Below are 23,281 nucleotides of genomic sequence, written 5' to 3'. Positions count from 1 at the left end.
GTTGCAGGAACTTCTACGGACGCGTGAGTCAGCGGATGCCCGGCGATCGTTCCGGAAGCGCGAATCCGATCCGGTCGAGGACTCGGCTCGTGGCGGTACCGGTGCCGAGTCGGACGGCCGCCTCGAGATCCTCGATGGTGTCGACATCCAAGCGGAGCCCCTCCAGCGGCTCCGTCAGTGCCCTCGCGCCCGATCGGACGTGCCGTCGCGCGGAGTCGACACCGAACATCGGCTCGAGCGGACGATCCGGCACGCACTGGAACAGGGCCGCGGTTCCACTGCCCGTGTGGTCCGCAACGATCGCTCTGCCGGACAGTCGCGCTCGGGTGAGCGCGACTTCGAGTTCCGATGAGCGCAACGCCGGAAGGTCCGCCTGGAGTGCCACGAGATCGGTGCCTGGTGATTGGGCGCGAATGTGCGCCGCGGCCACCTCCAGCGCTGCGTTGAGGGGATCGGACTCGCCACGATGCGCGGGGTCGGGCAATACTCGGGCGCCGAGGGTGCGCGCGACCTCGGATGCAATACGATCCGACGTCACCACGGTGGCGACCGAACCCGGCAGTTCCAGAGCTGCGGTGAGGGTGTCGACGAGCATCGCGACGACCAGGTCGGATCGTGCGGACGGTTCGAGGACGTGCGCGAGCCGCGTCTTCGCCAGGCTCAATGCCTTGACGGGGACAAGCACGTGCACAGCGGTCATCTTCGCGATTCTGCCAGTTCCACGACCGGATGCATTTCCGGCGTCCGTCTCGCGGTGCGCACGTCGGGTTTGGGCGATACTGGATGCGCCCGTGGTGGAATGCATCCGGCGATGCCGCGATGGTGAGACGCGCGATGTGATGAGACGCGCGATGTGATGAGACGCGCGATGTGATGAGACGACAGTGCGGTGAGACGAGTAGTAGGGAGACCGGGTGACGAAAGCGGCGATTCTGGGGGCGGGTTCATGGGGGACTGCATTTGCGAAAGTTCTCGCGGAGGCAGGGACCGACGTGACCGTATGGGCGCGCCGGGAGGAGGTTGCGCGTTCCATTCGTGAACGGCACGAGAACCCGGACTATCTTCCCGGTGCCGCTCTGCCGGCCACCCTGTCGGCAACCTCCGATCACCGGGTGGCACTCGACGGCGCCGACTTCGTCGTTCTCGCGGTGCCGTCCCAGACGCTTCGAGTCAATCTCGAGCAATGGCGTGACGACATCGCCGCCGACGCGACTCTGCTCAGTCTCGCGAAAGGAATCGAGAGCGGCACCCTGATGCGAATGAGTCAGGTGGTCGGTCAGGTCACGGGAGCGGACCGGAATCGGATCGCGGTGTTGTCCGGACCGAACCTCGCACGCGAGATCGCCGCACGTCAGCCCGCTGCCACGGTGATCGCCTGCCCCGAGTCGACCCGCGCAATACAGATTCAGAAAGCTTGTGCCACAGGGTATTTCAGACCATATACGAACACCGATGTCATCGGGTGTGAAATCGGTGGAGCGTGCAAGAACGTCATTGCGCTCGCGTGCGGCATGGCCGCCGGGGTCGGTCTCGGGGACAATACCGTGGCGAGCATCATCACCCGTGGTCTCGCCGAGATCATCCGGCTCGGAACCGCGCTCGGGGCCAAGCCCGCAACCCTGGCAGGTTTGGCGGGGGTGGGCGATCTCGTCGCCACGTGCACGTCTCCGCTGTCGCGCAATCGGACTTTCGGCGAACGTCTCGGTCGAGGGGGGACGCTCGAGAGCGCACAGGAGGCCACACACGGTCAGGTGGCCGAAGGAGTCAAATCCTGCACGTCGGTGCGGGAACTCGCCGCCAGTTACGACGTCGAGATGCCCCTCACGGATGCGGTGCATCGCGTCTGCCATGAGGGCACGTCGGTTCAGGACGCGATCGAATTGCTGCTCGGGCGACGTGTGAAACCGGAGTGATGTGATGCTCGGAGATTCGACCCGGTGTGTTGAAGCCGTTGCTGTGGACGGTGCCCCCGGAGATCCACTGCAGCCGGGGCCGGTGTTCGCGGCGCCGTATCGACTCGGTGAGGACGAACTCACCGAGTCGGATACCTACGCACGTGCGTCGAACCCCGGATGGCGCACCCTCGAACGGGCCCTCGCTACCCTCGAAGACGCGTCCGCAGCTCGCGTCGTGGGCTCCGGAATGTCCGCGATCACCGTCGCGCTCCGTGCGTTCGCCCGCCCCGGCGGGGTCGTCGTGGTCCCGTCGGACGGGTACTACCAGGTGCGTGCGTATGTGCGTGACTGCCTCGAACCGTTCGGTGCGGTGGTTCACGAGCTTTCCGTGTCCGAGTTCGGCGACGGCACGCTCGGCACCGTGCTCGCCGACGCGTCCGAGGGTGCCGTGGTCCTCGTCGAGAGTCCGTCGAATCCGGGCCTCGACACGGTGGATCTTGCGGCAACCGCAGCGACCTGTCGCGCGGCAGGTGCGCTCCTGCTGGTCGACAACACCACCGCCACGCCCCTCGGTCAACAGCCGCTCTGCACGGGAGCCGACGTCGTGGTGGCCAGCGGTACCAAATCGCTCAGCGGGCACAGTGATCTGCTGTTCGGATACATCGCCGTACGCGACGACGCGCTACTTCCACAACTCGATCGTGAGCGGTTGTTGTCGGGGACCGTGCTGGGCCCGTTCGAGACCTGGCTCGCCCATCGGAGTCTGGGTACGGCAGGTCTGCGCTTCGAGCGACAGTGTGCGAACGCGCAGGAGATCGCGCAGATGCTGGTAGCGCATCCTGCGGCGGCGGGCGTGCGGTATCCAGGTCTGCCGACGGACCCGGCGCATCGTGTCGCGGCGGCACAGATGCGCAGGTTCGGACCACTGGTCACCTTCCAGCTCGAGAACGCCGAGGCCTTCCACCGCTTCGTGCGCTCATCACAACTGGTCGTCTCTGCAACCAGCTTCGGTGGGATTCACACAACCGCCGATCGGCGCGCTCGTTGGGGTGATCCGGTGGCTCCGGGGTTCGTACGCCTGTCGTGCGGTATCGAAGACACCGGCGATCTACTTGCCGATCTCGATGCGGCGCTGCGCACCCTGTGAACGACGGGAAACCGGCTGGGGTGAAGGCCGCCGTTAACGGTACGGTGTGTGCCGTGAGTAACCCCCGCACTCGGGTGGCTGTCGTGTTCGGCGGCCGCAGCAACGAACATTCCGTCTCCTGTGTCTCGGCCGGCAGCGTCCTGCGCAACCTGGACGCCGACCTCTTCGAAGCCGTCCCGGTCGGGATCACCGTGGATGGCTCCTGGGTACTCGCAAGCGCGGATCCCGAAAAACTCGCCATGGCCGGGCGTGAACTACCCGTCGTGGACACCACCGGGTCTGCGCTGGTGCTCACCGCCGACCCGACGCGAAACGGCGACCTCGTCGCGCTCGACGAGGGCGACTTCGGCAAGGTCTTCGCGTCGGTCGACGTCGTCTTTCCCGTGCTGCACGGCGCCAACGGTGAGGACGGCACCCTCCAGGGGCTGCTCGAGCTCGCGGGAATTCCCTATGTGGGGCCGGGCGTACTCGCGAGTGCCGCCGGTATGGACAAGGAATTCACCAAGAAGCTGCTCGCCGCCGAAGGCCTGCCGGTCGGTTTCCAGATCGTGCTCCGCCCCGGCGTCGCTACGCTCACCGACGACCAGAAGGACCGTCTGGGTCTTCCTGTGTTCGTCAAGCCCGCCCGCGGCGGATCCTCGATCGGCATCAGCCGCGTCGCCGAATGGGCGTCGTTCGACGCCGCCGTGGACAAGGCACGCCGGCACGATCCGAAGGTCATCGTCGAATCGGCGATCGTCGGCCGCGAGGTCGAATGCGGCGTCCTCGAGTTTCCGGACGGCGACGTGCGTGCCAGCGTCGTCGCCGAGATCCGCATGCCCGATTCCTCGGGCAATCATGATGCGTTCTACGACTTCGACACCAAGTATCTCGACGATGTGTGCGAGTTCGACGTCCCTGCCAAGCTCGACGACGACGTCTCGGACGAGATCCGCGACCTGGCGGTACGCGCATTCCGCGCACTCGACTGCCAGGGACTCTCCCGGGTGGATTTCTTCATCACCGAGAACGGTCCGGTGATCAACGAAATCAACACGATGCCCGGGTTCACCTCGATCTCGATGTATCCGCGCATGTGGGAGGCCGCCGGCATCGACAACCGCGAACTCGTATCCACCCTGATCCGTACCGCACTTGCGCGGGGCGCCGGGCTGCGCTGAAGCCCTTCCAGCCGAGGCTGAAGCCCGTTCCGGCCCGAGCTGCCTGTCGGCTCGGTCACCATCGCGACTACGCTGTGGCCATGACTGCCGTGACCCCTGACTCCACCGCATCCGATTCCGCGGAAGCCCAGGCGATCGACACTCGCGAGGCGGTGCACGCGGCCGCCCGCGGCGCCCGTGTCGCCTCCCGGAGTCTCGCTCTGCTCACCACCGCGCAGAAGGATGCCGCGCTGCACGCGGCGGCCGACGCGCTTCTCGCTGCATCGGACGTGGTGCTCGCCGCCAACGCCGTCGACATCGATGCCGCGCGTGCGGGTGGTACCGAGGAATCGCTCCTCGACCGGCTGCGCTTGACCGAGGCCCGCATCGAGGGCATCGCGTCGGGTCTGCGGCAGGTTGCCGGACTGCCCGACCCGGTCGGTGAAGTCGTGCGGGGTGGCGCGCTGCCCAACGGACTCGAACTCCGCCAGCTCCGCGTGCCGCTCGGCGTGGTCGGCATCGTCTACGAGGCCCGCCCGAACGTCACCGTGGATGCGTTCGGTCTCGCTCTCAAGTCGGGCAACGCGGTACTGTTGCGCGGCTCGTCGTCTGCGGCAGCGTCGAATGCGGCCCTCGTCGAAACGCTGCGGGGGTCGCTCGCCACTCAGGGATTACCCGACGACGCCGTGCAATTACTGCCGAGTGCCGACCGGTCGTCGGTGACCCACCTGATCCAGGCCCGAGGCCTCGTCGACGTGGTGATTCCGCGCGGCGGTGCGGGCCTGATCTCGGCGGTGGTCCGCGACGCAACGGTGCCCACCATCGAAACCGGGGTGGGTAACTGCCACGTCTACATCCATTCCGCTGCCGATCTGGCGATGGCGGAAAAGATCGTCGTCAACGCCAAGACACGTCGCCCCAGCGTGTGCAACACCGCCGAGACGATCCTCGTCGACAAGACCATCGCCGACATCGCAGTACCGAAGCTGCTGCAGGTTCTCCAATCGCACAGCGTCGCCGTCCACGGCGACCTGCCCGGACTCGTACCCGCAACCGAGAACGACTGGGCCGAAGAATATCTCACCCTCGACGTGGCACTCGCGGTTGTCGATGACCTCGATGCCGCGGTCGATCACATCGACAAGTACGGTACGGGCCATACCGAGGCCATCGTCACCTCGGACCTCGCTGCGGCGCGTGAGTTCACCGCGCGGGTCGACGCGGCGGCCGTCATGGTCAATGCTTCCACCGCGTTCACCGACGGCGAGCAGTTCGGGTTCGGTGCCGAGATCGGAATCTCCACCCAGAAACTGCACGCTCGTGGCCCGATGGGCCTGCCCGAGCTGACCTCCACCAAGTGGGTGGTGTGGGGCGACGGCCACACGCGGCCCGCCTGACGACAGCCGACCACTCGATCGATCAGCACGACGAAAGGACACAGCGTGGATCGTGCGCTGCCGACCACCGCGCCGATCTTCGCGGACGTCCAGGATGTGATCGACCGGCTCGCCGAGACGGGCTACCTCGCCGACAAAGCGACGGCCACGTCGGTGTTCCTCGCCGACCGGCTCGGCAAGCCGCTGCTCGTCGAGGGCCCCGCCGGTGTCGGCAAGACCGAGCTGGCGCGCGCCGTCGCGCAGACCTCCGGTGCCGAACTGGTGCGACTGCAGTGCTACGAGGGTGTCGACGAATCCCGCGCGCTGTACGAGTGGAACCACGCGAAGCAGATCCTGCGCATCCAGTCGGCCGGAGCGAACGCCGGGGCCGGTGAATCGTGGGATTCGACGAAGGAGGACGTGTTCTCCGAGGAGTTCCTGCTGTCGCGGCCATTGCTCACGGCGATCCGGCGCGACGACCCGACCGTTCTGCTGATCGACGAAGTCGACAAGGCCGACATCGAGATCGAGGGGCTGCTCCTCGAGGTGCTCAGCGACTTCGCGGTGACGGTCCCCGAACTCGGCACCATCCGGGCGTCCCGTAAGCCGTTCTCGGTCCTGACGTCCAATGCGACGCGCGAACTGTCCGAGGCACTCAAGCGACGCTGCCTGTTCCTGCACCTGGATTTCCCGGATGCCGACCTCGAACGACGCATCCTCGCGAGCCGGGTCCCCGAGTTGTCCGAGACGGTCGCGGAACAACTCGTCCGCACCGTCCACGTGCTGCGCAGCATGCAGCTCAAGAAAGTGCCGTCTGTCGCCGAAACCATCGATTGGGGCCGGACGCTGCTCGCCCTGGGAATGGACACCCTCGACGATTCGGCTGTACGCACCACCCTCGGCGTCGTCCTGAAACACCGGTCCGATCAGGACCGTGCGGCGGCCGAGCTCCGGTTGAACTGACATGGCCGCGGCACCGACCTTCCGTCCGGGCGGAACGCTGAACGCGCCGCACGGAATTCCCGGGCATCTTGTCGGATTCGTTGCGTCGCTGCGGCGTCGCGGTATCGCAGTGGGGCCGTCCGAGACCGTCGATGCGGGCCGGGTCATGACGGTGATCGATCTGCTCGACCGGGAGATGCTGCGCGAGGGTCTCGCATGCACGCTGCTGCGCAGGCCCACTCACCGGCCGACCTTCGACGCGCTGTTCGATCTGTGGTTTCCCGCGGCGATCGGCCGCCGCGGTGCCGAAGACATCCAGTTCACCTTGCCCCGCGCACCCTCCGGCGAGATCGACCTCGAGGCGGTGCGCGATCTGATCGCCGAACTGCTAGCCGACGATTCCCCGGATGCACTCGCCACCACCGAAATTCTCACCGCGCAACTCGTAGAAGAGCTCGGTCAGTACACGTCGTCGAACGGGCCGTCGTTCTCGGCGTACCAGACACTGCGCGACGTCTCCCCGGAGACTCTGCTCACTCGAATTCTCGAGGGGCTTCTCGGCCACGCGTCGCGCGACGACCACGATGCCGCTGACTACGAGACCGAGGTCGCGCGACAGACCGCAGCACGACGGATCGCCGATTTCCGGGCGATGATCGAACGAGAGACCCGCCGCCGCACCGCGGAACAACTCGGACGTGATCGAGTGGAGAAGTACGGGGTTCCGAAGCTTGCGGACGAGGTCGACTTCCTGCGTGCGTCCGATGCCGAACTCGTCGCGTTGCGACGTCAGGTGATGCCGCTCGCGCGGCTACTCGCGAGCAGGCTCGCGGCCCGTCGGCGCCGGAGCCGCGCCGGCGCGATCGACCTGCGGCGGACGCTACGTAAGTCGATGTCGACGGGCGGTGTACCCATCGACCTCATCACCCGCAAGCCTCGCCCGGCGCGACCGGAACTCGTCGTCCTGTGCGACGTGTCGGGCTCGGTCTCGGGGTTCTCGCACTTCACGTTGCTACTCGTGCATGCGCTGCGCGAGCAGTTCTCCCGAGTCCGGGTGTTCGCGTTCATCGACACCACTGACGAAGTGACCCACCACTTCGCCGCAGGCTTCGACCTCGGGACAGCGATGTCGCAGATGCTGCGCGAAGCCGAGCTGATCACCTACGACGGGCACTCCGACTACGGCAATGCCTTCGCCACTTTCGACGAGAAGCACGCGCACAGCCTCACCAGCCGCAGTTCCCTGCTGATCCTCGGCGACGGGCGGAACAACTACCGAAACCCCAACCTCGACGCCCTCGGGCACATGGTGCAGGTGGCGCGGCACGCCCACTGGCTCAACCCCGAGCCGCGTGGGCAATGGGGTGCAGGAGATTCAGCAGCGCGGGTGTACGGCGAGGTCGTCACGATGCACGAATGCCGGTCGGCGAAACAGTTGGCCGAGGTGGTGGCCGCTCTGCTGCCGGTATGACACCGTAAGCTGGACAACCGTGCCTCAGCCATCCGACCGACACCCGGACCCTCCGCGACGTCTGGGCGTCATGGGCGGTACCTTCGATCCCATCCACAACGGGCACCTCGTCGCCGCCAGTGAGGTCGCCGCCCGCTTCGGCCTCGACGAGGTGATCTTCGTGCCGACCGGGCAGCCCTGGCAGAAATCCGGGCGCTCGGTCAGTGCCGCGGAAGACCGGTACCTGATGACGGTGGTCGCGACAGCGTCCAATCCCCGGTTCACCGTCAGTCGTGTCGACATCGATCGCTCCACTGCGACCTACACCGTCGATACCCTCCGTGACCTGCGGGAACAGTATCCGGATTCGGAGCTGTACTTCATCACGGGCGCCGACGCCCTCGCGTCGATCCTGTCGTGGCAGGACTGGCCGACCTTGTTCGAGCTCGCGCGGTTCGTCGGTGTGTCCCGGCCCGGTTACGACCTCAGCGTCGAGCACCTGGCCCCGCATCTCGAGGGGCTTCCACCCGAGGCCGTGAGCCTCGTCGAGGTCCCGGCGCTGGCGATCTCCTCGACGGACTGCCGCACACGAGTCCAGCATCACCGTCCGGTCTGGTACCTCGTGCCCGACGGTGTGGTGCAGTACATCAGTAAGCGTCACCTCTACGTGGACGCACCGACATCGACCACGTGAACACCGAGAGAAAGAGCACGTAGTGAGCGCAACGGCACAAGCCCTCGAGATGGCCCGCATCGCGGCCCTCGCCGCAGACGAGAAGCTGGCGACCGACGTCGTGGTGCTCGACGTATCGGAGCAGTTGGTGATCACCGATTGTTTCGTCATCGCCTCGGCGCCCAACGAGCGTCAGGTCAACGCCATCGTCGACAACGTCGAGGAGAAGTTGCGCGACGCCGGCCACAAGCCGGTACGTCGCGAAGGCACTCGTGAAGGACGATGGACCCTACTCGACTACATCGACGTCGTCGTGCACATCCAGCACGAAGAGGAGCGGCATTTCTACGCTCTCGAACGGTTGTGGAAGGACTGTCCCACAGTCCCGGTCGACGGCGTCCGAGGCCCGCGTCCCGCTGCGGACGACAACGCGGAGGGCGAGTGAGGGCGCCGGTGCGGGTGCGGCACCTGATCCTGCTGCGCCACGGGCAGACCGAGTACAACGCGACCAGCCGGATGCAGGGACAGCTCGACACCGAGCTGTCGGATCTCGGTCGACGTCAGGCGCTGGCCGTGGCCCACACGGTCACCGACGTCGATCCGATCACCATCGTGTCGTCCGATCTGCGACGTGCGTACGACACCGCGACGGTGATCGGGGACCGGGCCGGCCTGCCGGTCGAGATCGATCCACGGCTGCGTGAGACTCATCTGGGACAGTGGCAGGGACTGACCCACACCGAGGTCGATGCGAGCAATCCGGGTGTGCGCGCACATTGGCGCGGCGACGCCGAGTGGGCGCCACCCGGCGGGGAGAGCCGCGTCGACGTCGCCGAGCGGAGCCGGCCCGTCGTCGACGAGTTGCTCGCCAAGCACGAAGAGTGGGGCGTCCGGCCGATCGTGCTCGTCGCCCACGGCGGGTTGATCGCTGCGCTGACGGCATCCTTGCTCGACCTACCTGTCGACCGATGGCCGATCCTCGGGGGCCTCGGTAACACCGGCTGGGTGCAGCTCAGCGGCTACGGTGATTCGCCGACCTGGCGTCTCGATGTCTGGAACGCGTCGGCAACGGTGTCGCCCGATGACGCGCTCTGAACCGGGCGTGGCCTCCCCGCGGCCCTCGCTGCTGGTGATCGGCGACTCCCTCAGTTATTACGGGCCGAAAGGCGGCCTGCCCGCGGATGATCCGAGGATCTGGCCGAATTTGACCGCAGCAGCGCTGGGCTGGGACGTCGAACTCGTCGCCCGCATCGGATGGACGACCCGCGACGCATGGTGGGCGATGACGCAGGATCCGCGTGTGTGGGCAGCCATTCCACGTGCCGGTGCGATCGTGCTCGCCGTCGGCGGGATGGACACATTGCCGTCGCCGTTGCCCACGGCCCTGCGCGAAAGCATGCGTTATCTGCGGCCTGCCGTGCTGCGGAGGACTGTGCGTACCGCGTACGGCTGGGCCCAGCCGCGGTTGTCGCCGCTCGGATGGCCGGTCGCGCTCCCTCCTCGGGTGAGCGTCGAATATCTCGAAACCATCCGAGATTCGCTCGCGTACATGCGCCCCGACCTGCCGGTGATCGGGACATTGCCGTCCGTGCACGACAGTGAACAGTACCGGTCGGTGCATCGGGGACGTCGTCCTGCGGCCCGGGCGATTTCGCACTGGGCCGACAAGAAGTCGGTTCCCCTCGTCGATCTCGGTGAAGCAGTGCGGGAGAACATCTTCTCCGACGATGCGAACCCCGACGGTATCCATTGGGGGTGGGACGGACATCGCAGGGTTGCCGACGCGATGATCGACGCGGTGCGGATGGCTCGTCCGGATGCGCATCCCGCCGCGGACGGCATACGGTAGGTGCTGTGTCAGTAGTGGTGGTCACCGATTCGTCATGTTGCCTCGATCCGATGATGGCGGAGCGATACGACATCCGGATCGTTCCCCTGCACGTGATCTCCGACGGGCGAGACTTTCGCGAAGGCGTGGACGAGCTTCCCGAGGATCTGTCGGGAGCCACCACGTCCGGGCCGTCCCCGGCCGAACTGCTCGAGGTCTATTCCCGTGCCCTCGACGACAGTGCCGGCGACGGCGTGGTGGCGGTGCACTTGTCCCGGCTACTGTCGGGAACTTGGGAAGCTGGTAAGCAGGCCGCCGACTCGCTCGGTAGTCGCGTGCGCTTGATCGATTCGCAGAACACCGCGATGGGCCTGGGATTCACCGCACTCGAGGCGGCACGTGCGGCCGAATCCGGTGCCGATCTCGACGATGTCTACTCGCGGGCCGTCGAGGTGGCCGCATCCGCACGCACCCTGCTCGTGGTCGACCGACTCGATCATCTTCGCCGCGGCGGCCGAATCGGCACGGCCACCGCCCTGCTGGGCACAGCCCTCGCAATGAAACCCGTTCTCCATCTCGTGGACGGGAAACTCGTACTGCGCGAGAAGACGCGGACGATGACCAAGGCGATAGCGAAACTGGTCGACGGCGTCGCCGCTGAGGCCGGACCTGCCCCACTGCTCGCGGTACACCATCGCGGAGCACCCGAACGTGCGCACCGACTCGCGGACCAGCTGGCCCAGCGGATCCCCGACGCGGCCGAACTCCTCACCTGCGAGATCGACGGCGTGCTCGGGACCCACGTCGGTCCGGGGGCGATCGGCATCGTCGTCGCACATCGCTGAGCAGGCGGTTATCCACAACCGCCTCATCCATCCACAGATTCCCCGATCCAGGAGTTTGCGAGCATTCTCACGCCCGTGACGGGATTAGCGTCGCACCATGGGCAGCGACGGGGACCTCGCGAGAACGCGGCTGGACGCGATCGTGCGATCCGCCACGATCGGCCGAGCCGGGCACGATGACGCAGAGGAGTACGACCACCACCTGCTTCCGGACCGCACCGGACAGGACGAGGCGACCGGGCCGCAGACCGTGATCGACCGGATGCGTGCTGCGCGCTGGGACACCGGCCGTGGCGGCAGTATGGCGCTCGCCGGCGTGGCCGTCGTGGCGGTACTCGTCGCGGTGGTCGTCGTGTGGAGGGATCGGCCCGTACCCGAAGCCGTTCCGCCGTTGCCCGCGGTCGAAGTGGTCGCGACGTCGTCGCGGGATCCCGTTCCGGAACCGCCGGCGGAGGTGGTGGTCAGTGTGGTCGGTCTGGTGGCGACACCGGGGCTGGTGCACCTCCGGCAGGGCGCGCGAGTCGCGGATGCACTCGCCGCGGCGGGTGGACCCGGTGAGGGTGCAGACCTGCTGGGCCTCAACCTCGCTCGGCGGGTAGCCGACGGCGACCAGATCATCGTCGGTGTGGCACCACCGGATCCGGTTCCGGAGGGCAGCGCGGTGTCGGCGACCGGACCCGGAGGTGAGGGCGAAACCGGTGGTGAATCAGCGCCGGGCCAGAATCTACTCGATCTCAACACGTCCGATGAGGCCGCACTGGATGCACTGCCCGGCGTCGGTCCTGTCACCGCGTCGGCGATCGTCGCGTGGCGGGAGAACAACGGGCCGTTCACCGACGTCGAACAACTCTCGGAGGTGGACGGGATCGGCCCCGCCAGGCTGGCCCGACTACGCGAACTGGTGACCGTGTGACGGTACCTGCCAGCGTCGATGCCCGACTTCTGCCGTGCACCCTTGCGGCGTGGGCGGCGACCTTGACCGGTCTGTATGCGGGTTGGCGTGTCTCGGTTGTGGTAGCCGCGGTGGCGGTGCTGGGAGCGTTGGTCGTCGTACTGCCGGTGGTGGTTCCTGCCGGCTCATGGTCGCGAAAGCGCAGGGGGCGTTCGCGAGTGCGAGCCGGGGTGATTCCGGCGGCGCTCGCCGTTCTCGTTGTCACCGCTGGATTCGGCGGCGCCGTGGCAGTGCGGATGTGGTTCGTCGAACAGCATCCGCTTGCGACGGCACCGGCCGGTGCATGGACCACCGTTGTGGTGGAGCCGACCGATGATCCCCGGACAGTTCGGACTTCGCCGTTCGGAGGTGAGGCACAGGTACGCATTCCTGTTGCTGTCCGACACGTGACGCTCGGCGGCGAGTCGATGACCGTCGGCGGACGGGCAGTCGTGTTCGCTCCCGCCGACGGCTGGCGGCATCTGCTGCCGGGGCAGCGAGCCACCCTGCGGGGTCGGGTGTCCGAGAACGTGGCCTCGGGAGGCGCGGGCCCGGGGACCTCGGTGGCGGTCCTCCGGGCCGACGGACCACCCCGCGCGACGGAAACGCCCTCGGCGCTTGCCGAATGGGCCGGAGGCGTTCGTGTGAACCTCGCCGACGTATCCGAACGGGCACTCGCGCCGTCGGAAGCCGGATTGTTTCCCGGACTGATCGTGGGCGACACGAGCCGGCTCCCGGACGACGTGCGCGAGGACTTCCGGGTGTCCGGTCTGACACATCTGACGGCGGTGTCGGGCGCGAACGTGAGCATCCTGCTCGGCGCGGTACTGCTGTTGGTCAGGTTCGTCGGAATAGGACCACGGGCAGGCGCTGTCCTGGCGGGTGTGGCGTTGGTGCTGTTCGTGATCATCGTCCGTCCGTCGCCGAGTGTGGTGCGTGCTGCCGCGATGGGCGCGGTCGCGCTCCTCGCGCTCGTCGTCGGACGGCAGCGGCAGGCGCTTCCCGCGCTCTGCGCAGCGATCGGAATTCTGGTGCTGGTGTGGCCTGATCTCGCAGTGGATGTGGGATTCGCGCTGTCGGCATCGGCCACCGCCGGACTTGTGCTCGTCGCTCCGGTATGGGTTGCTCTGCTGCAGTCACGTGGCTGGCCACGTGCAGCGGCCGAGGTATGCGCAGTCTCGTGCGCGGCGTACATCGTGACCGCTCCGATCCTCGCGGCTGCGACGGGAACGGTCAGTGTCGTTGCGGTGGCTGCGAATGTTCTGGTGACCCCGGTGCTCGCTCCGCTGACCGTCCTCGGCTCGATCGTGGCGCTGTGTGCGTCGGTGGCTCCGGGGCCGGCCGAGTTCCTTGCGGGCGGAGCGGCACCACTCCTGTGGTGGCTGGTGACCGTCGCTGCTCGCGCAGCCTCGGTGCCCTCGGCGGAGTTTTCGCTGCCGGAAGGGATTCCGGGACCAGTAGTGATCGGCGGCGCTGCGGTGGTCGGTTGGGTCCTGCTGCGCTACAGAAGAATCCGCGTTGTCGCCGGTATCGCATTGATCTCGACACTCGTGGTGTGGATTCCCGTGCGACTGTTCGCACCTGGTTGGCCACCGAACGGCTGGGTCTTCGCGGCCTGCGATGTGGGGCAGGGAGACGCGGTGGTCGTCTCGGCCGGTGGCGCAAGCGCGGTGGTCGTCGACACGGGTCAGGAGGCATCGCAGGTCGATCGGTGCCTGCGACGATTGCGGATCGACTCGGTACCGGTCGTGATCGTCTCGCATCTACACGCCGACCACATGGGTGGATTGCGCGGAGTGCTGCAGGATCGTCGAGTGGGGGAGGTGGTCGTGGGTCCCGGGGCGGTGTCTCGCGACACGGCAGGAGATCTCACCGATACGGTCGCCGCGTTCGGGGTGCCCATCCGGGAACTGACGGCAGGGGAGGTGCTGCGTGTCGGAACTGTGACGATGCGGGTCCTCGGGCCTTCGGCCGAGCGGTCGGGCGACTCGGAGAACGATCTGTCTCTGGTGGTGGTAGCGGAGACGGCAACGGGACGTGTCTTGCTGCCGGGCGATGCGGAAGCACCTGCACTCGACGCGTTGATGCGCAGCGGGGCCGACGTGCGCGCCGACGTCCTCAAGGTTCCCCACCATGGCTCGCGGACGACGTCGATGTCCTTCCTGGCCGCGGTACGACCCCGGGTCGCGGTGATCAGTGCGGGACGCGACAACATGTTCGGTCACCCGCACCCGGAGATCGTCGAGGCATTGGAGGACATGGGCTCCCGGATCCTACGCACCGACCTGCACGGAGACGTTGCGGTGGTGCGGGCCGGGTCCGGGGCGCTGGCCGTCGTGTCGGACTCGCGTGGCACGATCGGTCCGTGAGCGACACACCCTTGCACCTCGTTCTCGGCGACGAAGAACTCCTCGTCGATCGCGCCGTCACGAAGATCATCGCGGATGTGCGTGCCCGGAGTGGGGCCGGCAACGACCTTCCGGTGTCGCGGCTGCGTGCAGGGGATGCGGGCGTTCCGGAACTGGCAGAGCTCCTGAGCCCGTCGTTGTTCGCGGAGGATCGGGTCGTGATCCTCGAATCCGCGGCCGACGCAGGCAAGGATGCAGTGGCCCTGATTCTCGATGCTGCTGCCGCACCCCCCGACGGCGTCACCCTGGTAATCCTGCACACCGGCGGAGGCCGCACGAAAGCGATGGTGGGGGCACTGCAGAAATGCGGTGCCGAAGCGCACGCATGCCAGGCTCCCGACAAGGCAGGTGAGCGCTCGAGGTGGGTGCGCGCGTTCGTACACGAAGAGTTCCAGAAGGCCGGTGTGCGGGTCGCGGGCGACGTCGAACAACTCGTGATCGACGCGGTCGGATCCGACCTTCGCGAACTCGCGGCGGCGTGCAGCCAACTCATGGCCGACACCGGTGGCAAGATCGACGCGAACGCGGTCCGGCGGTACTACTCGGGCAAGGCCGAGGTCACCGGATTCGACGTCGCAGACAAGGCCGTGGCGGGAGATACCGCAGGCGCGTTGGAAGCGCTGCGGTGGGCGATGCATCGGGGGGTTGCACACGTCCTGCTGGCCGATGCTCTCGCCGATGCCGTGCACACGATCGCCAAGGTGGGTTCCGCGGGGCGGGGAGATCCGTTCTCCATGGCATCGGGGCTCGGTATGCCACCGTGGAAAGTCAAGAAGGCGCAGGGCCAGGCGCGTCGCTGGGCACCGGATTCGATCGGAACGGCATTGGGGGTGGTGGCGACACTCAACGCCGACGTCAAAGGTGCCGCCGCCGACGCCGATTATGCGGTGGAGTACGCGGTACGCACCATCGCGGAACTGGTCGCCTGACGGGGCGCTCCAGGCCGATCGCCGTCATTCGGTCGGGTATTCGACGAAAGGCCGCGCCCTCGAAAGGGTGCGGCCTTCGATCAGCAGAGCTTGCGTCGTCTACCTCGGAGCCGAGGCTCAGAGCTTGTTGGCAAGCTTTGCGAGAGCAGACTTCTTGTTGGCAGCCTGGTTGGCGTGGATGACGCCCTTGCTGGCTGCCTTGTCGAGCTGACGGCTGGTGGCGACGAGGAGCTCGTTGGCCTTGTCCTTGTCTCCGGCTGCCGCGGCCTCGCGGAAGGAGCGGATTGCAGTGCGCAGCGAGGACTTCACCGACTGATTCCGGAGCCGGTTGCGCTCGTTGGTGCGAATCCGCTTCACCTGGGACTTGATGTTGGCCACGCGTAAAATCCTGTCGTCTTGCTGGTAGTTGATAGGAAAGCTCTGGGTGCCCTACGGCACGACGGTCGACGATACCAGTGTTGCCGCGCAATACCCAAACCGGTGCAACCGCTGCCTCCGGCTGCACCGAATTCTCGATCCTGCCTCTGCTACACCCAGCCGAAGTCCACGCGGAGGCGCGCCGCCACCCGATCGAAACGGGCACGTTCGAGGATCGCGCCTTCTCGGCGGATGCCGTCTTCCGGGACATCCAGGACGCGGTCCAGCCGGATCCAGCTCGGACGGTTCCGGCGGTCCCACGGACCGGTACCGATGCCGACCCAATCGGGGTGTCCGTCACGGTCGCCGTTCGACGAGAGCATCAGGCCGAGCAACGTCGACCCGTCGCGCCCGACCACGAGTACCGGCCGGTCCTTGCCCTGGCTCGCATCATCCTCGTACTCGACCCACGTCCACACGATCTCGCCCGGATCGGCGCGACCGTCGAGGGCGGGGGAGTAGTCGATCGTCCGTGCGCGCTGGGCCGTGGGGGTGGTGCGAGACGCGACGGGGCGACCCGGGACGGGCGCGGGGGCGGCCCGGCCGGACGGCTGGGTCAGTGCCCCCTTCGCGGCGCCCTTCGCGCGGTCGAGTGCTCCCGATTCCTGAAGCTGCTTGTACAGTCGCGGGCCGTGTTCGGCTGCGAGGCGTCCGAGTTGCTTACCCATCTTCATCCACTTGCCAGCCACGATCGGCCAGTCTAGCCGCGGCCTGGTGCATCTTGTCGGCACAGCCGACGACCCGGCGATCGGGCGACTTGGATATTCTTCAAGGTGACCGCGGCCCCGGGCCGCTGCCGCCCCGAGTCAGGAGCACGACATCAGCACGTTCGCCGACACCACGTTCACGAACCCCGCCAAGATCCGGAACTTCTGCATCATCGCGCACATCGACCACGGAAAGTCGACGCTGGCGGACCGCATGCTGCAGCTCACCGGGGTGGTCGAGGAACGGCAGATGCGTGCCCAGTATCTCGACCGGATGGACATCGAGCGTGAGCGTGGCATCACGATCAAAGCGCAGAACGTCCGCCTGCCGTGGAATCTCGACGGCGAAGAGTACGTCATGCATCTGATCGACACCCCCGGCCACGTCGACTTCACCTACGAGGTCTCACGTGCGCTCGAAGCATGCGAAGGAGCTGTGCTCCTCGTCGACGCCGCACAGGGTATCGAGGCACAGACACTGGCAAACCTGTACCTCGCGCTCGACAAGGATCTGACGATCATCCCGGTGCTCAACAAGATCGACCTGCCGGCCGCCGACCCCGACCGCTATGCGGGCGAGATCGCCAACATCATCGGGTGCGAGCCGTCCGACGTCCTCCGCGTCTCCGGCAAGACCGGTGAGGGGGTCCCCGCATTGATCGACGAGGTGATCCGCCAGATCCCGCCGCCGGTCGGCGATCCCGACGCCCCCGCCCGCGCGATGATCTTCGATTCGGTCTACGACACCTACCGCGGCGTCGTCACCTACGTCCGCGTCGTCGACGGCAAGATCATGCCACGCGAGAAGATCAAGATGATGTCGACCGGCACGACCCACGAACTGCTCGAAGTCGGCATCGTCTCGCCGGAACCGAAGGCGGCAACCGGGCTCGGGGTCGGCGAGGTCGGTTACCTGATCACCGGGGTGAAGGACGTACGACAGTCGAAGGTCGGCGACACGGTGACGCTCGCGCGCGGCGGTGCCACCGAGCCGCTCACCGGCTACCGCGAGCCCCGGCCGATGGTCTATTCGGGTCTGTATCCCGTCGACGGGTCCGACTACCCGGTGTTGCGCGACGCACTCGACAAGCTCCGGCTCAACGACGCCGCACTCACCTACGAACCGGAGACCTCGGTCGCGCTGGGTTTCGGGTTCCGGTGTGGCTTCCTCGGCTTGCTGCACATGGAGATCTCTCGCGAGCGCCTCGAACGTGAATTCGGGCTCAACCTGATCTCCACCGCTCCGAACGTCGTGTACCGCGTCGTGCTCGAGGGTGGGGAAGAGGTGGTTGTCACCAACCCGTCGGTGTGGCCCGACGGCAAGGCCCGTGAGATCTACGAACCCATTGTCAAGTGCACGATCATCGCGCCGAGTGAGTTCATCGGGTCGATCATGGAGCTGTGCCAGTCGCGGCGCGGCGAACTCGGGGGTATGGACTATCTGTCCGAGACCAGGGTGGAATTGCGCTACACCCTGCCGATGGCCGAGATCATCTTCGACTTCTTCGACTCTCTCAAGTCGCGTACCCGCGGCTACGCGAGCATGGACTACGAGGAAGCCGGCGAACAGGAAGCCGCGCTCGTCAAGGTGGACATCCTGCTCCAGGGTGAGGCGGTCGACGCGTTCAGTGCGATCGTGCACAAGGATGCCGCCGCCGCATACGGCAACAAGATGACGACCAAGCTCAAGGAACTCATCCCTCGCCAGCAATTCGAGGTGCCGGTGCAGGCCGCGATCGGCTCGAAGATCATTGCGCGTGAGAATATCCGTGCTATCCGCAAGGACGTCCTCGCCAAGTGCTACGGCGGCGACATCAGCCGCAAGCGCAAGCTGCTCGAGAAGCAGAAGGAAGGTAAGAAGCGCATGAAGACGATCGGTCGCGTCGATGTTCCGCAAGAGGCGTTCGTCGCGGCACTGTCGTCCGATGCGGCCTCGGACAAGCCCAAGAAATAGCTGCTCGACGAAAGGAGCCGCCAGTGCTCGCGACCTGGTTGACAAGGGAACTCGGCATCACGATTCCGTTGGTGGGTGCACCGATGGGCGGGCGTGCCGGTGGAACGCTCGCCGGCGAGGTCACCAAGGCCGGGGGGCTGGGGATGATCGGGGCGGCGAGATACAACAATGCGGACTGGCTCGAAGTTCAGGCCCGCACCGCCCGCGAGATCGGTGGGGGACTCCTCGGCTTCGGACTCATGACGTGGTCTCTGCACGACGACGATTCGCTTCTCGGCGCGGTTCTCGAACACCGGCCGCAGGTGGTGGCGCTGTCCTTCGGCGACCCGTCCCCGTACGTGCAGCGGGTCCACGATGCCGGTGCCGTTGTGATCTCCCAGATCAACACCCTCGAGGATCTTCGGGTGGTCGAGGCTGCCGGGGTCGATGCGGTCGTGGCGCAAGGGCATGAGGCCGGCGGTCACACCGGGAAGATCGGGACTCTGCCGCTGCTGCAGGAAGTGCTCGAATCCACCGCACTTCCGGTTGTCGCCGCGGGCGGCATCGCATCGGGTCGGGGGCTCGCCGCCGTACTCGCTGCCGGTGGAGCCGGTGCGCTGGTGGGCACGGCGCTCCTGGCCAGCCCTGAAACCGTGGGACCGGATTACGCGCGAGGTCGGTTGATCGCGGCAGGGAGTGCCGACACCGTGTACACCGATGTGTTCGACAAAGCGCGTCACCAACCGTGGCCTGCCCGGTGGGGTGGCCGGGCCCTGGTCAACTCCTTCACCGAGACGTGGCACGGGCGCGGCGCCGATGAGCAGACCCTTGCGGACGGATACACCGCCGACGACCCGGACATCGGTGTGGTGTACGCGGGTGAAGCCGCGGGTCTCGTCCGATCCGAGCGGCCCGCCGGTGACGTGATCCGGGATATCGGCGCGCAGGCCGAGGAGTTGCTCGGTCGTTTCCGCTGAGGCAGGTTCCTCTCCCTTCCCGTTTAGGTTAAGGTATGCCTCACCTAAGTGAAAGGTGGGGTTGTTTCATGCGTGTGCGCTTCCCGGCGTTGTTCGCCGTCGTGGCTGTGATCGGTGTCGCTGTGGCGGGCTGCTCGACCGCCGACGAACCCGGTGCCGAATCCTCCGGTGTCGACGACACCGTCAGTGTCGAGCATGTGTTCGGCGCCACTGTCGTCGAGGGGACTCCCGACCGCATCGTCGCGACGTCGAGCCAGTGGGTCGATGCCCTCCTCGAGTTCGGGATTCAGCCGGTCGGATACATCAGCGCGGGAACGATGGGCGACGAGCGCGGCCTGTACCCGTGGCAGAGTGACGTGTCGGCCGACGCCGTCGACCTCGCGGCCGGGAACGTCGCTGCAGTGGAGGGACCGCTGCCCGTCGAACCGATCGCAGCCCTCGAACCGGACCTGATTCTCGGCAACTGGCAGATCGACAGCGCTCAGTCGTACGACCTTCTGACAGCGGTCGCTCCGACCCTGGCGCCACTGAGCCAGATGGGAATCGACAATTGGGACGACCAGCTTCGTGCCCTGGGAACGCTCCTCGGCCGCTCCGATGACGCCGAACAGATCATCGCCGACCGCAACGCCGAGATCGAGGCCGCCGCACTTCCGGGGCTCGAGGGAAAGACCGCCGTCCTGGCGCAGTTCAGGTTCAATGTGCAGGAGTTCGTGCTGGTTGCCGATCCCGCAGACGGTGCCGCAGCAGTGTTCTCGCAGCTGGGTATGACGCTTCCCCCGTCGCTCGTGGAGGAGGCCGGAGTCAGCCAAGGGCGGGTGACACTCAGCCCCGAACGCGTCGACGCGCTCGTCGCCGATCTGCTCGTCATCTTGCCCAACGGCGGAACCGCGGACGACCTCATGGCATTGCCCGGATTCGATCAGCTGCCGTCCGTGATGAGCGGCGGCCTCGCCCTCGTCGACTATCCCGCGGTCGTCGCGTTCAACACCCCGTCGTCGTTGTCGACCGTCTACGGACTCGACATCATTCGGCCGCAACTCGAGGCGGTCGCCACCGCATGATCCGGTTCAGTGCCGCACATGCGCCGGTCTGAATTCACCTGATTCGGTGTGCTGCTCCGCGCGGATGACATGGACCACCGCGTTGATCTGAGCGAGATGAGTGAAGGCCTGCGGGAAGTTGCCCAGGTGCCGCCCCGTTACCGGATCGATCTCCTCGGCGTACAACTTCAGCGGGCTCGCGAAATCGAGCAACCGCCGGCACAGGGCAGACGCTCGCTGCACCTCACCGATCTCGACAAGTGCGGACACCAGCCAGAACGAACAGATGGTGAACGAGCCCTCCTCGCCGGAGAGTCCGTCGTCGGTGTCCTCGACCCGGTAGCGCAGCACGAGTCCGTGTTCGGTCAGCTCGTCTTCGATCGCGAGTACCGTGGCGCGCACTCGGGGATCGTCGGGTGGCAGGAATCGGAGCAAAGGGATCAGCAGGTTGGACGCGTCGAGTGCCCGATGCCCGTACCGCTGTGTGAAGACGCCGCGTTCATCGACCCCGTGTTCGAGGATGTCCGCCTTGATCTCGTCGGCGACGGCCGACCAGCGTTCGGCGTGGTCGGGCTGACCGTGCATCTCGGCGAGTTTCGCGCCGCGGTCCAGAGCGACCCAGCACATCACCTTCGACGATGTGAAATGCTGTGGTTCGCCGCGCACTTCCCACATCCCGCGATCGGGTTCCCGCCAGTGCTCAACTGCCTGCTCCACCTGGCCGCTGAGTATGGGCCACAACGATTCCGGGATCTGCTCACGCGATTTCACATGCAGATACACCGAATCGAGTAGGGCTCCCCATGCATCGTGCTGGCGTTGCCGGTATGCGTCATTGCCCACGCGGACGGGCTTGGCCAGGTCGTACCCGGACAAATGGTCGAGCGTGGATTCCTCCAGCACACGTTCGCCGCCGACCCCGTACATCACCTGCAGGGGATGATGATCCGTGCCGTCGGCGCCCTGGGAGACGTCGAGGATGAACGAGAAGAAGTCGTCTGCCTCGCGATCGAGGCCCAGGGTGTACAGACCCCACAGGGCGAAGGTGGAATCGCGGACCCACGCGTATCTGTAGTCCCAATTACGGTGGCCTCCCGGTGTTTCCGGAAGTGATGTCGTGGCGGCTGCGAGTAGTGCGCCGGTCGGGGAGTACGTGAGTCCCTTCAGAGTCAGGGCGCTGCGTTCGAGATAGGTGCGCCACGGGTGGTCGGGGAATCTGCCGGTCGTGACCCACTCGCGCCAGTAGTCCTGTGTGGTGAGCATTTTTGCTGCGGCCTCCTCGAACGTGCGCGGCGGGGCCGGCTCACCCCACGACAGGGCCACGAACACGGTGTCACCCTTTTTCATTCGGGTGCGGGCACGCGCTTCCCTGCCCTCGAGACCGAGGCGCATGTTGGAGGTCAGGCGCAGCCGGGGATGCTCTCCCGGTGCATCCGCGCACACGGCCGTCGCTTCCTCGTACACCGCGCCGGTGTACTCCCACCGTGTGCCGCCGCGGTGGTAGTCGAACGCGGGTTCGCAACTCATGTTCAACTCGACCGTGCCGTTCACACACCGAACCGTACGCAGAAGGATGTGTTCGGCCTCCCAGTCAGACGGGGTTCGCTGTTGGATGTCGGACCGTTGGTGAAGGTCGTACCACGGTCCCACCGCCAATGCGTCCCGGACGACGAGCCACCCGGTCTCGGTCTGCCACGTCGTCTCCAGCACGATCCCGCCCGGAAGGTACCGGCGGGCAGCCGGCACCGTCCGGTCGTGTGGTCCGATGCGGAAATGTCCGGCGCTGCGATCCAGCAGTGAGCCGAACACACTGGGGGAATCGGGGCGCGGCACACACAGCCATTCGATCGACCCGTCGCGGGCAACCAGGCACGATGTCTGGCAGTCCGACAGAAAGCCGTAGTCGCCGATCGGCGGGAACAGGGCGCGGTTCGGGACAGTCGACGGTAGATGCACGGTGGAGGCCATCTCTCCATGATCGGGGCCCGACGGGTGTGACGCGGGGCAAATGAGCGGACGCACTACAGTGGACGGGATGGAACGGGTGGCATCGTGGTGGGACGGGTTCGAACTGTGGCTCGCGGGCCTGTCGTTCGTGCCCCAAGCCGCCTTGGTGCTGGTCGTGATGGTGCCGCTGTGCGGTGCGGTGGCCTGGCTGCTCGACCGCGTCATCGCCACCGGCTTCGCCGTGGTGGGGCGAGGCGAACCCGAGCCGACCTTGCCTGACGGGGGCCCCGCACCATCGGCATCGAACATGGAGGACTGCTGACATGCCACGCTCGCGGGTGACCCTGGCGCTCATTGCGCTACTCGTTCTCGTTGTCGTCGCGTGGTTGCTGACTCTCTAGCGGGCCGCGAACTCTCACTGCTGGACCTTCGTCCAGGCTCTGCTAGAGTCTTCCGGGTGTCTGCAAACGTTCTGCCCAGCGCGCGCCATGAATTGGCGTTGATTGCTGTCGGCATGCCGTCTGTTGCCGACATCGACTGTCGCTTTCGCTGATCCACCCGCACCGATGTCAGCGGTTTCGCCGCACCGGCAACCGGGTTCTGCGACCTGTGGTGTACGTAGTGCAGCGTGTCTTCGGAGATTTCCCGGCTGCGCTGCGCCCAGCCGGCTCCGCGACCCGGCTACCCCCGCAGC

The 23,281-nt window shown here is 66.6% G+C and carries 23 protein-coding genes; 19 read left to right on the top strand and 4 right to left on the bottom strand.

The features are described 5' to 3' along the window. Nucleotides 1-28 precede the first annotated feature (28 nt). Nucleotides 29-700 (bottom strand): 2-phospho-L-lactate guanylyltransferase, encoded by a 672-nt coding sequence (gene cofC, locus ACZI8W_RS12000; RefSeq protein ID WP_463368722.1) that lies wholly within the window; start codon nt 698-700, stop codon nt 29-31. Nucleotides 701-914: 214 nt separating this feature from the next. On the opposite strand from cofC, the gene ACZI8W_RS11995 reads away from it, so the two are divergent. The 14 genes from ACZI8W_RS11995 (at nt 915) to holA (ending at nt 15,563) form a co-directional block, all read left to right on the top strand. Then, on the top strand, nt 915-1,913 hold the full coding sequence (locus tag ACZI8W_RS11995) for an NAD(P)H-dependent glycerol-3-phosphate dehydrogenase (protein WP_463368721.1): 999 nt from the start codon (nt 915-917) through the stop codon (nt 1,911-1,913). A 4-nt stretch (nt 1,914-1,917) separates the two neighbouring features. Further along, entirely contained in the window at nt 1,918-3,042 is a 1,125-nt protein-coding gene (locus tag ACZI8W_RS11990) for a cystathionine gamma-lyase (protein WP_463368720.1), read from the top strand. 53 nt (nt 3,043-3,095) lie between these two features. After that, nucleotides 3,096-4,202 carry a D-alanine--D-alanine ligase family protein gene (locus tag ACZI8W_RS11985; protein WP_463368719.1) on the top strand — a complete coding sequence of 369 codons (1,107 nt, stop codon included), beginning with the start codon at nt 3,096-3,098 and terminating at the stop codon, nt 4,200-4,202. 80 nt (nt 4,203-4,282) lie between these two features. Beyond that, nucleotides 4,283-5,578, top strand: coding sequence for a glutamate-5-semialdehyde dehydrogenase (locus tag ACZI8W_RS11980; RefSeq protein WP_463368718.1), 1,296 nt, complete (start codon nt 4,283-4,285; stop codon nt 5,576-5,578). Nucleotides 5,579-5,623: 45 nt separating this feature from the next. After that, nucleotides 5,624-6,520 carry an AAA family ATPase gene (locus tag ACZI8W_RS11975; RefSeq protein ID WP_463368717.1) on the top strand — a complete coding sequence of 299 codons (897 nt, stop codon included), beginning with the start codon at nt 5,624-5,626 and terminating at the stop codon, nt 6,518-6,520. 1 nt (nt 6,521) lies between these two features. Then, nucleotides 6,522-7,970, top strand: a complete 1,449-nt coding sequence (locus tag ACZI8W_RS11970) for a vWA domain-containing protein (RefSeq protein ID WP_463368716.1) — start codon at nt 6,522-6,524, stop codon at nt 7,968-7,970. 19 nt (nt 7,971-7,989) lie between these two features. Next, nucleotides 7,990-8,643: a nicotinate-nucleotide adenylyltransferase gene (nadD, locus tag ACZI8W_RS11965; RefSeq protein ID WP_463368715.1), complete on the top strand. Its 654-nt coding sequence runs from the start codon at nt 7,990-7,992 to the stop codon at nt 8,641-8,643. A 22-nt stretch (nt 8,644-8,665) separates the two neighbouring features. After that, nucleotides 8,666-9,067 (top strand): ribosome silencing factor, encoded by a 402-nt coding sequence (gene rsfS / locus ACZI8W_RS11960; RefSeq protein WP_463368714.1) that lies wholly within the window; start codon nt 8,666-8,668, stop codon nt 9,065-9,067. Nucleotides 9,068-9,138: 71 nt separating this feature from the next. Continuing rightward, on the top strand, nt 9,139-9,717 hold the full coding sequence (locus ACZI8W_RS11955; protein WP_463368869.1) for a histidine phosphatase family protein: 579 nt from the start codon (nt 9,139-9,141) through the stop codon (nt 9,715-9,717). Further along, nucleotides 9,704-10,471, top strand: a complete 768-nt coding sequence (octT, locus tag ACZI8W_RS11950; RefSeq protein ID WP_463368713.1) for a diglucosylglycerate octanoyltransferase — start codon at nt 9,704-9,706, stop codon at nt 10,469-10,471. The genes ACZI8W_RS11955 and octT overlap by 14 nt, the downstream gene beginning before the upstream one ends. 5 nt (nt 10,472-10,476) lie before the next feature. After that, nucleotides 10,477-11,295, top strand: coding sequence for a DegV family protein (locus tag ACZI8W_RS11945; RefSeq protein ID WP_463368712.1), 819 nt, complete (start codon nt 10,477-10,479; stop codon nt 11,293-11,295). Between the two features lie 97 nt (nt 11,296-11,392). Beyond that, on the top strand, nt 11,393-12,208 hold the full coding sequence (locus ACZI8W_RS11940; RefSeq protein WP_463368711.1) for a ComEA family DNA-binding protein: 816 nt from the start codon (nt 11,393-11,395) through the stop codon (nt 12,206-12,208). Further along, the gene (locus ACZI8W_RS11935) at nt 12,205-14,595 is read left to right on the top strand and encodes a DNA internalization-related competence protein ComEC/Rec2 (RefSeq protein WP_463368710.1); all 2,391 of its coding nucleotides are present in this window, start codon (nt 12,205-12,207) and stop codon (nt 14,593-14,595) included. Before ACZI8W_RS11940 ends, ACZI8W_RS11935 begins: the two co-directional genes overlap by 4 nt. Continuing rightward, nucleotides 14,592-15,563, top strand: coding sequence for a DNA polymerase III subunit delta (gene holA, locus ACZI8W_RS11930; RefSeq protein ID WP_463368709.1), 972 nt, complete (start codon nt 14,592-14,594; stop codon nt 15,561-15,563). Before ACZI8W_RS11935 ends, holA begins: the two co-directional genes overlap by 4 nt. A gap of 117 nt (nt 15,564-15,680) precedes the next feature. Here holA and rpsT read toward each other — a convergent pair whose 3' ends face one another. Together rpsT and ACZI8W_RS11920 are read right to left on the bottom strand one after the other, a co-directional pair. Continuing rightward, nucleotides 15,681-15,941, bottom strand: coding sequence for a 30S ribosomal protein S20 (gene rpsT / locus ACZI8W_RS11925; protein ID WP_169686152.1), 261 nt, complete (start codon nt 15,939-15,941; stop codon nt 15,681-15,683). Between the two features lie 149 nt (nt 15,942-16,090). Then, nucleotides 16,091-16,669 (bottom strand): type II toxin-antitoxin system PemK/MazF family toxin, encoded by a 579-nt coding sequence (locus ACZI8W_RS11920; RefSeq protein WP_463368708.1) that lies wholly within the window; start codon nt 16,667-16,669, stop codon nt 16,091-16,093. 187 nt (nt 16,670-16,856) lie between these two features. On the opposite strand from ACZI8W_RS11920, the gene lepA reads away from it, so the two are divergent. The 3 genes from lepA to ACZI8W_RS11905 all read left to right on the top strand — a co-directional run bounded on the left by lepA (nt 16,857) and on the right by ACZI8W_RS11905 (nt 20,661). Further along, the gene (gene lepA / locus ACZI8W_RS11915) at nt 16,857-18,641 is read left to right on the top strand and encodes a translation elongation factor 4 (RefSeq protein ID WP_463368868.1); all 1,785 of its coding nucleotides are present in this window, start codon (nt 16,857-16,859) and stop codon (nt 18,639-18,641) included. 23 nt (nt 18,642-18,664) lie between these two features. Beyond that, on the top strand, nt 18,665-19,597 hold the full coding sequence (locus ACZI8W_RS11910; RefSeq protein WP_463368707.1) for an NAD(P)H-dependent flavin oxidoreductase: 933 nt from the start codon (nt 18,665-18,667) through the stop codon (nt 19,595-19,597). A 68-nt stretch (nt 19,598-19,665) separates the two neighbouring features. Continuing rightward, complete coding sequence (locus ACZI8W_RS11905; protein ID WP_463368706.1) at nt 19,666-20,661, top strand: ABC transporter substrate-binding protein; 996 nt, start codon at nt 19,666-19,668, stop codon at nt 20,659-20,661. Nucleotides 20,662-20,667: 6 nt separating this feature from the next. Here the strand turns inward: ACZI8W_RS11905 and ACZI8W_RS11900 are convergent, their stop codons facing one another. Beyond that, nucleotides 20,668-22,608 (bottom strand): glycoside hydrolase family 15 protein, encoded by a 1,941-nt coding sequence (locus ACZI8W_RS11900; RefSeq protein ID WP_463368705.1) that lies wholly within the window; start codon nt 22,606-22,608, stop codon nt 20,668-20,670. A gap of 67 nt (nt 22,609-22,675) precedes the next feature. On the opposite strand from ACZI8W_RS11900, the gene ACZI8W_RS11895 reads away from it, so the two are divergent. Beyond that, nucleotides 22,676-22,909 (top strand): hypothetical protein, encoded by a 234-nt coding sequence (locus tag ACZI8W_RS11895; RefSeq protein WP_463368704.1) that lies wholly within the window; start codon nt 22,676-22,678, stop codon nt 22,907-22,909. 60 nt (nt 22,910-22,969) lie between these two features. Further along, entirely contained in the window at nt 22,970-23,140 is a 171-nt protein-coding gene (locus ACZI8W_RS11890) for an Ms4533A family Cys-rich leader peptide (protein WP_463368703.1), read from the top strand. Nucleotides 23,141-23,281 lie beyond the last annotated feature (141 nt).

This window comes from Rhodococcus ruitaii, from assembly GCF_055230935.1.
Note: the sequence above shows the minus strand (reverse complement) of the source record. Positions and strands in the feature narration are given on the sequence as shown.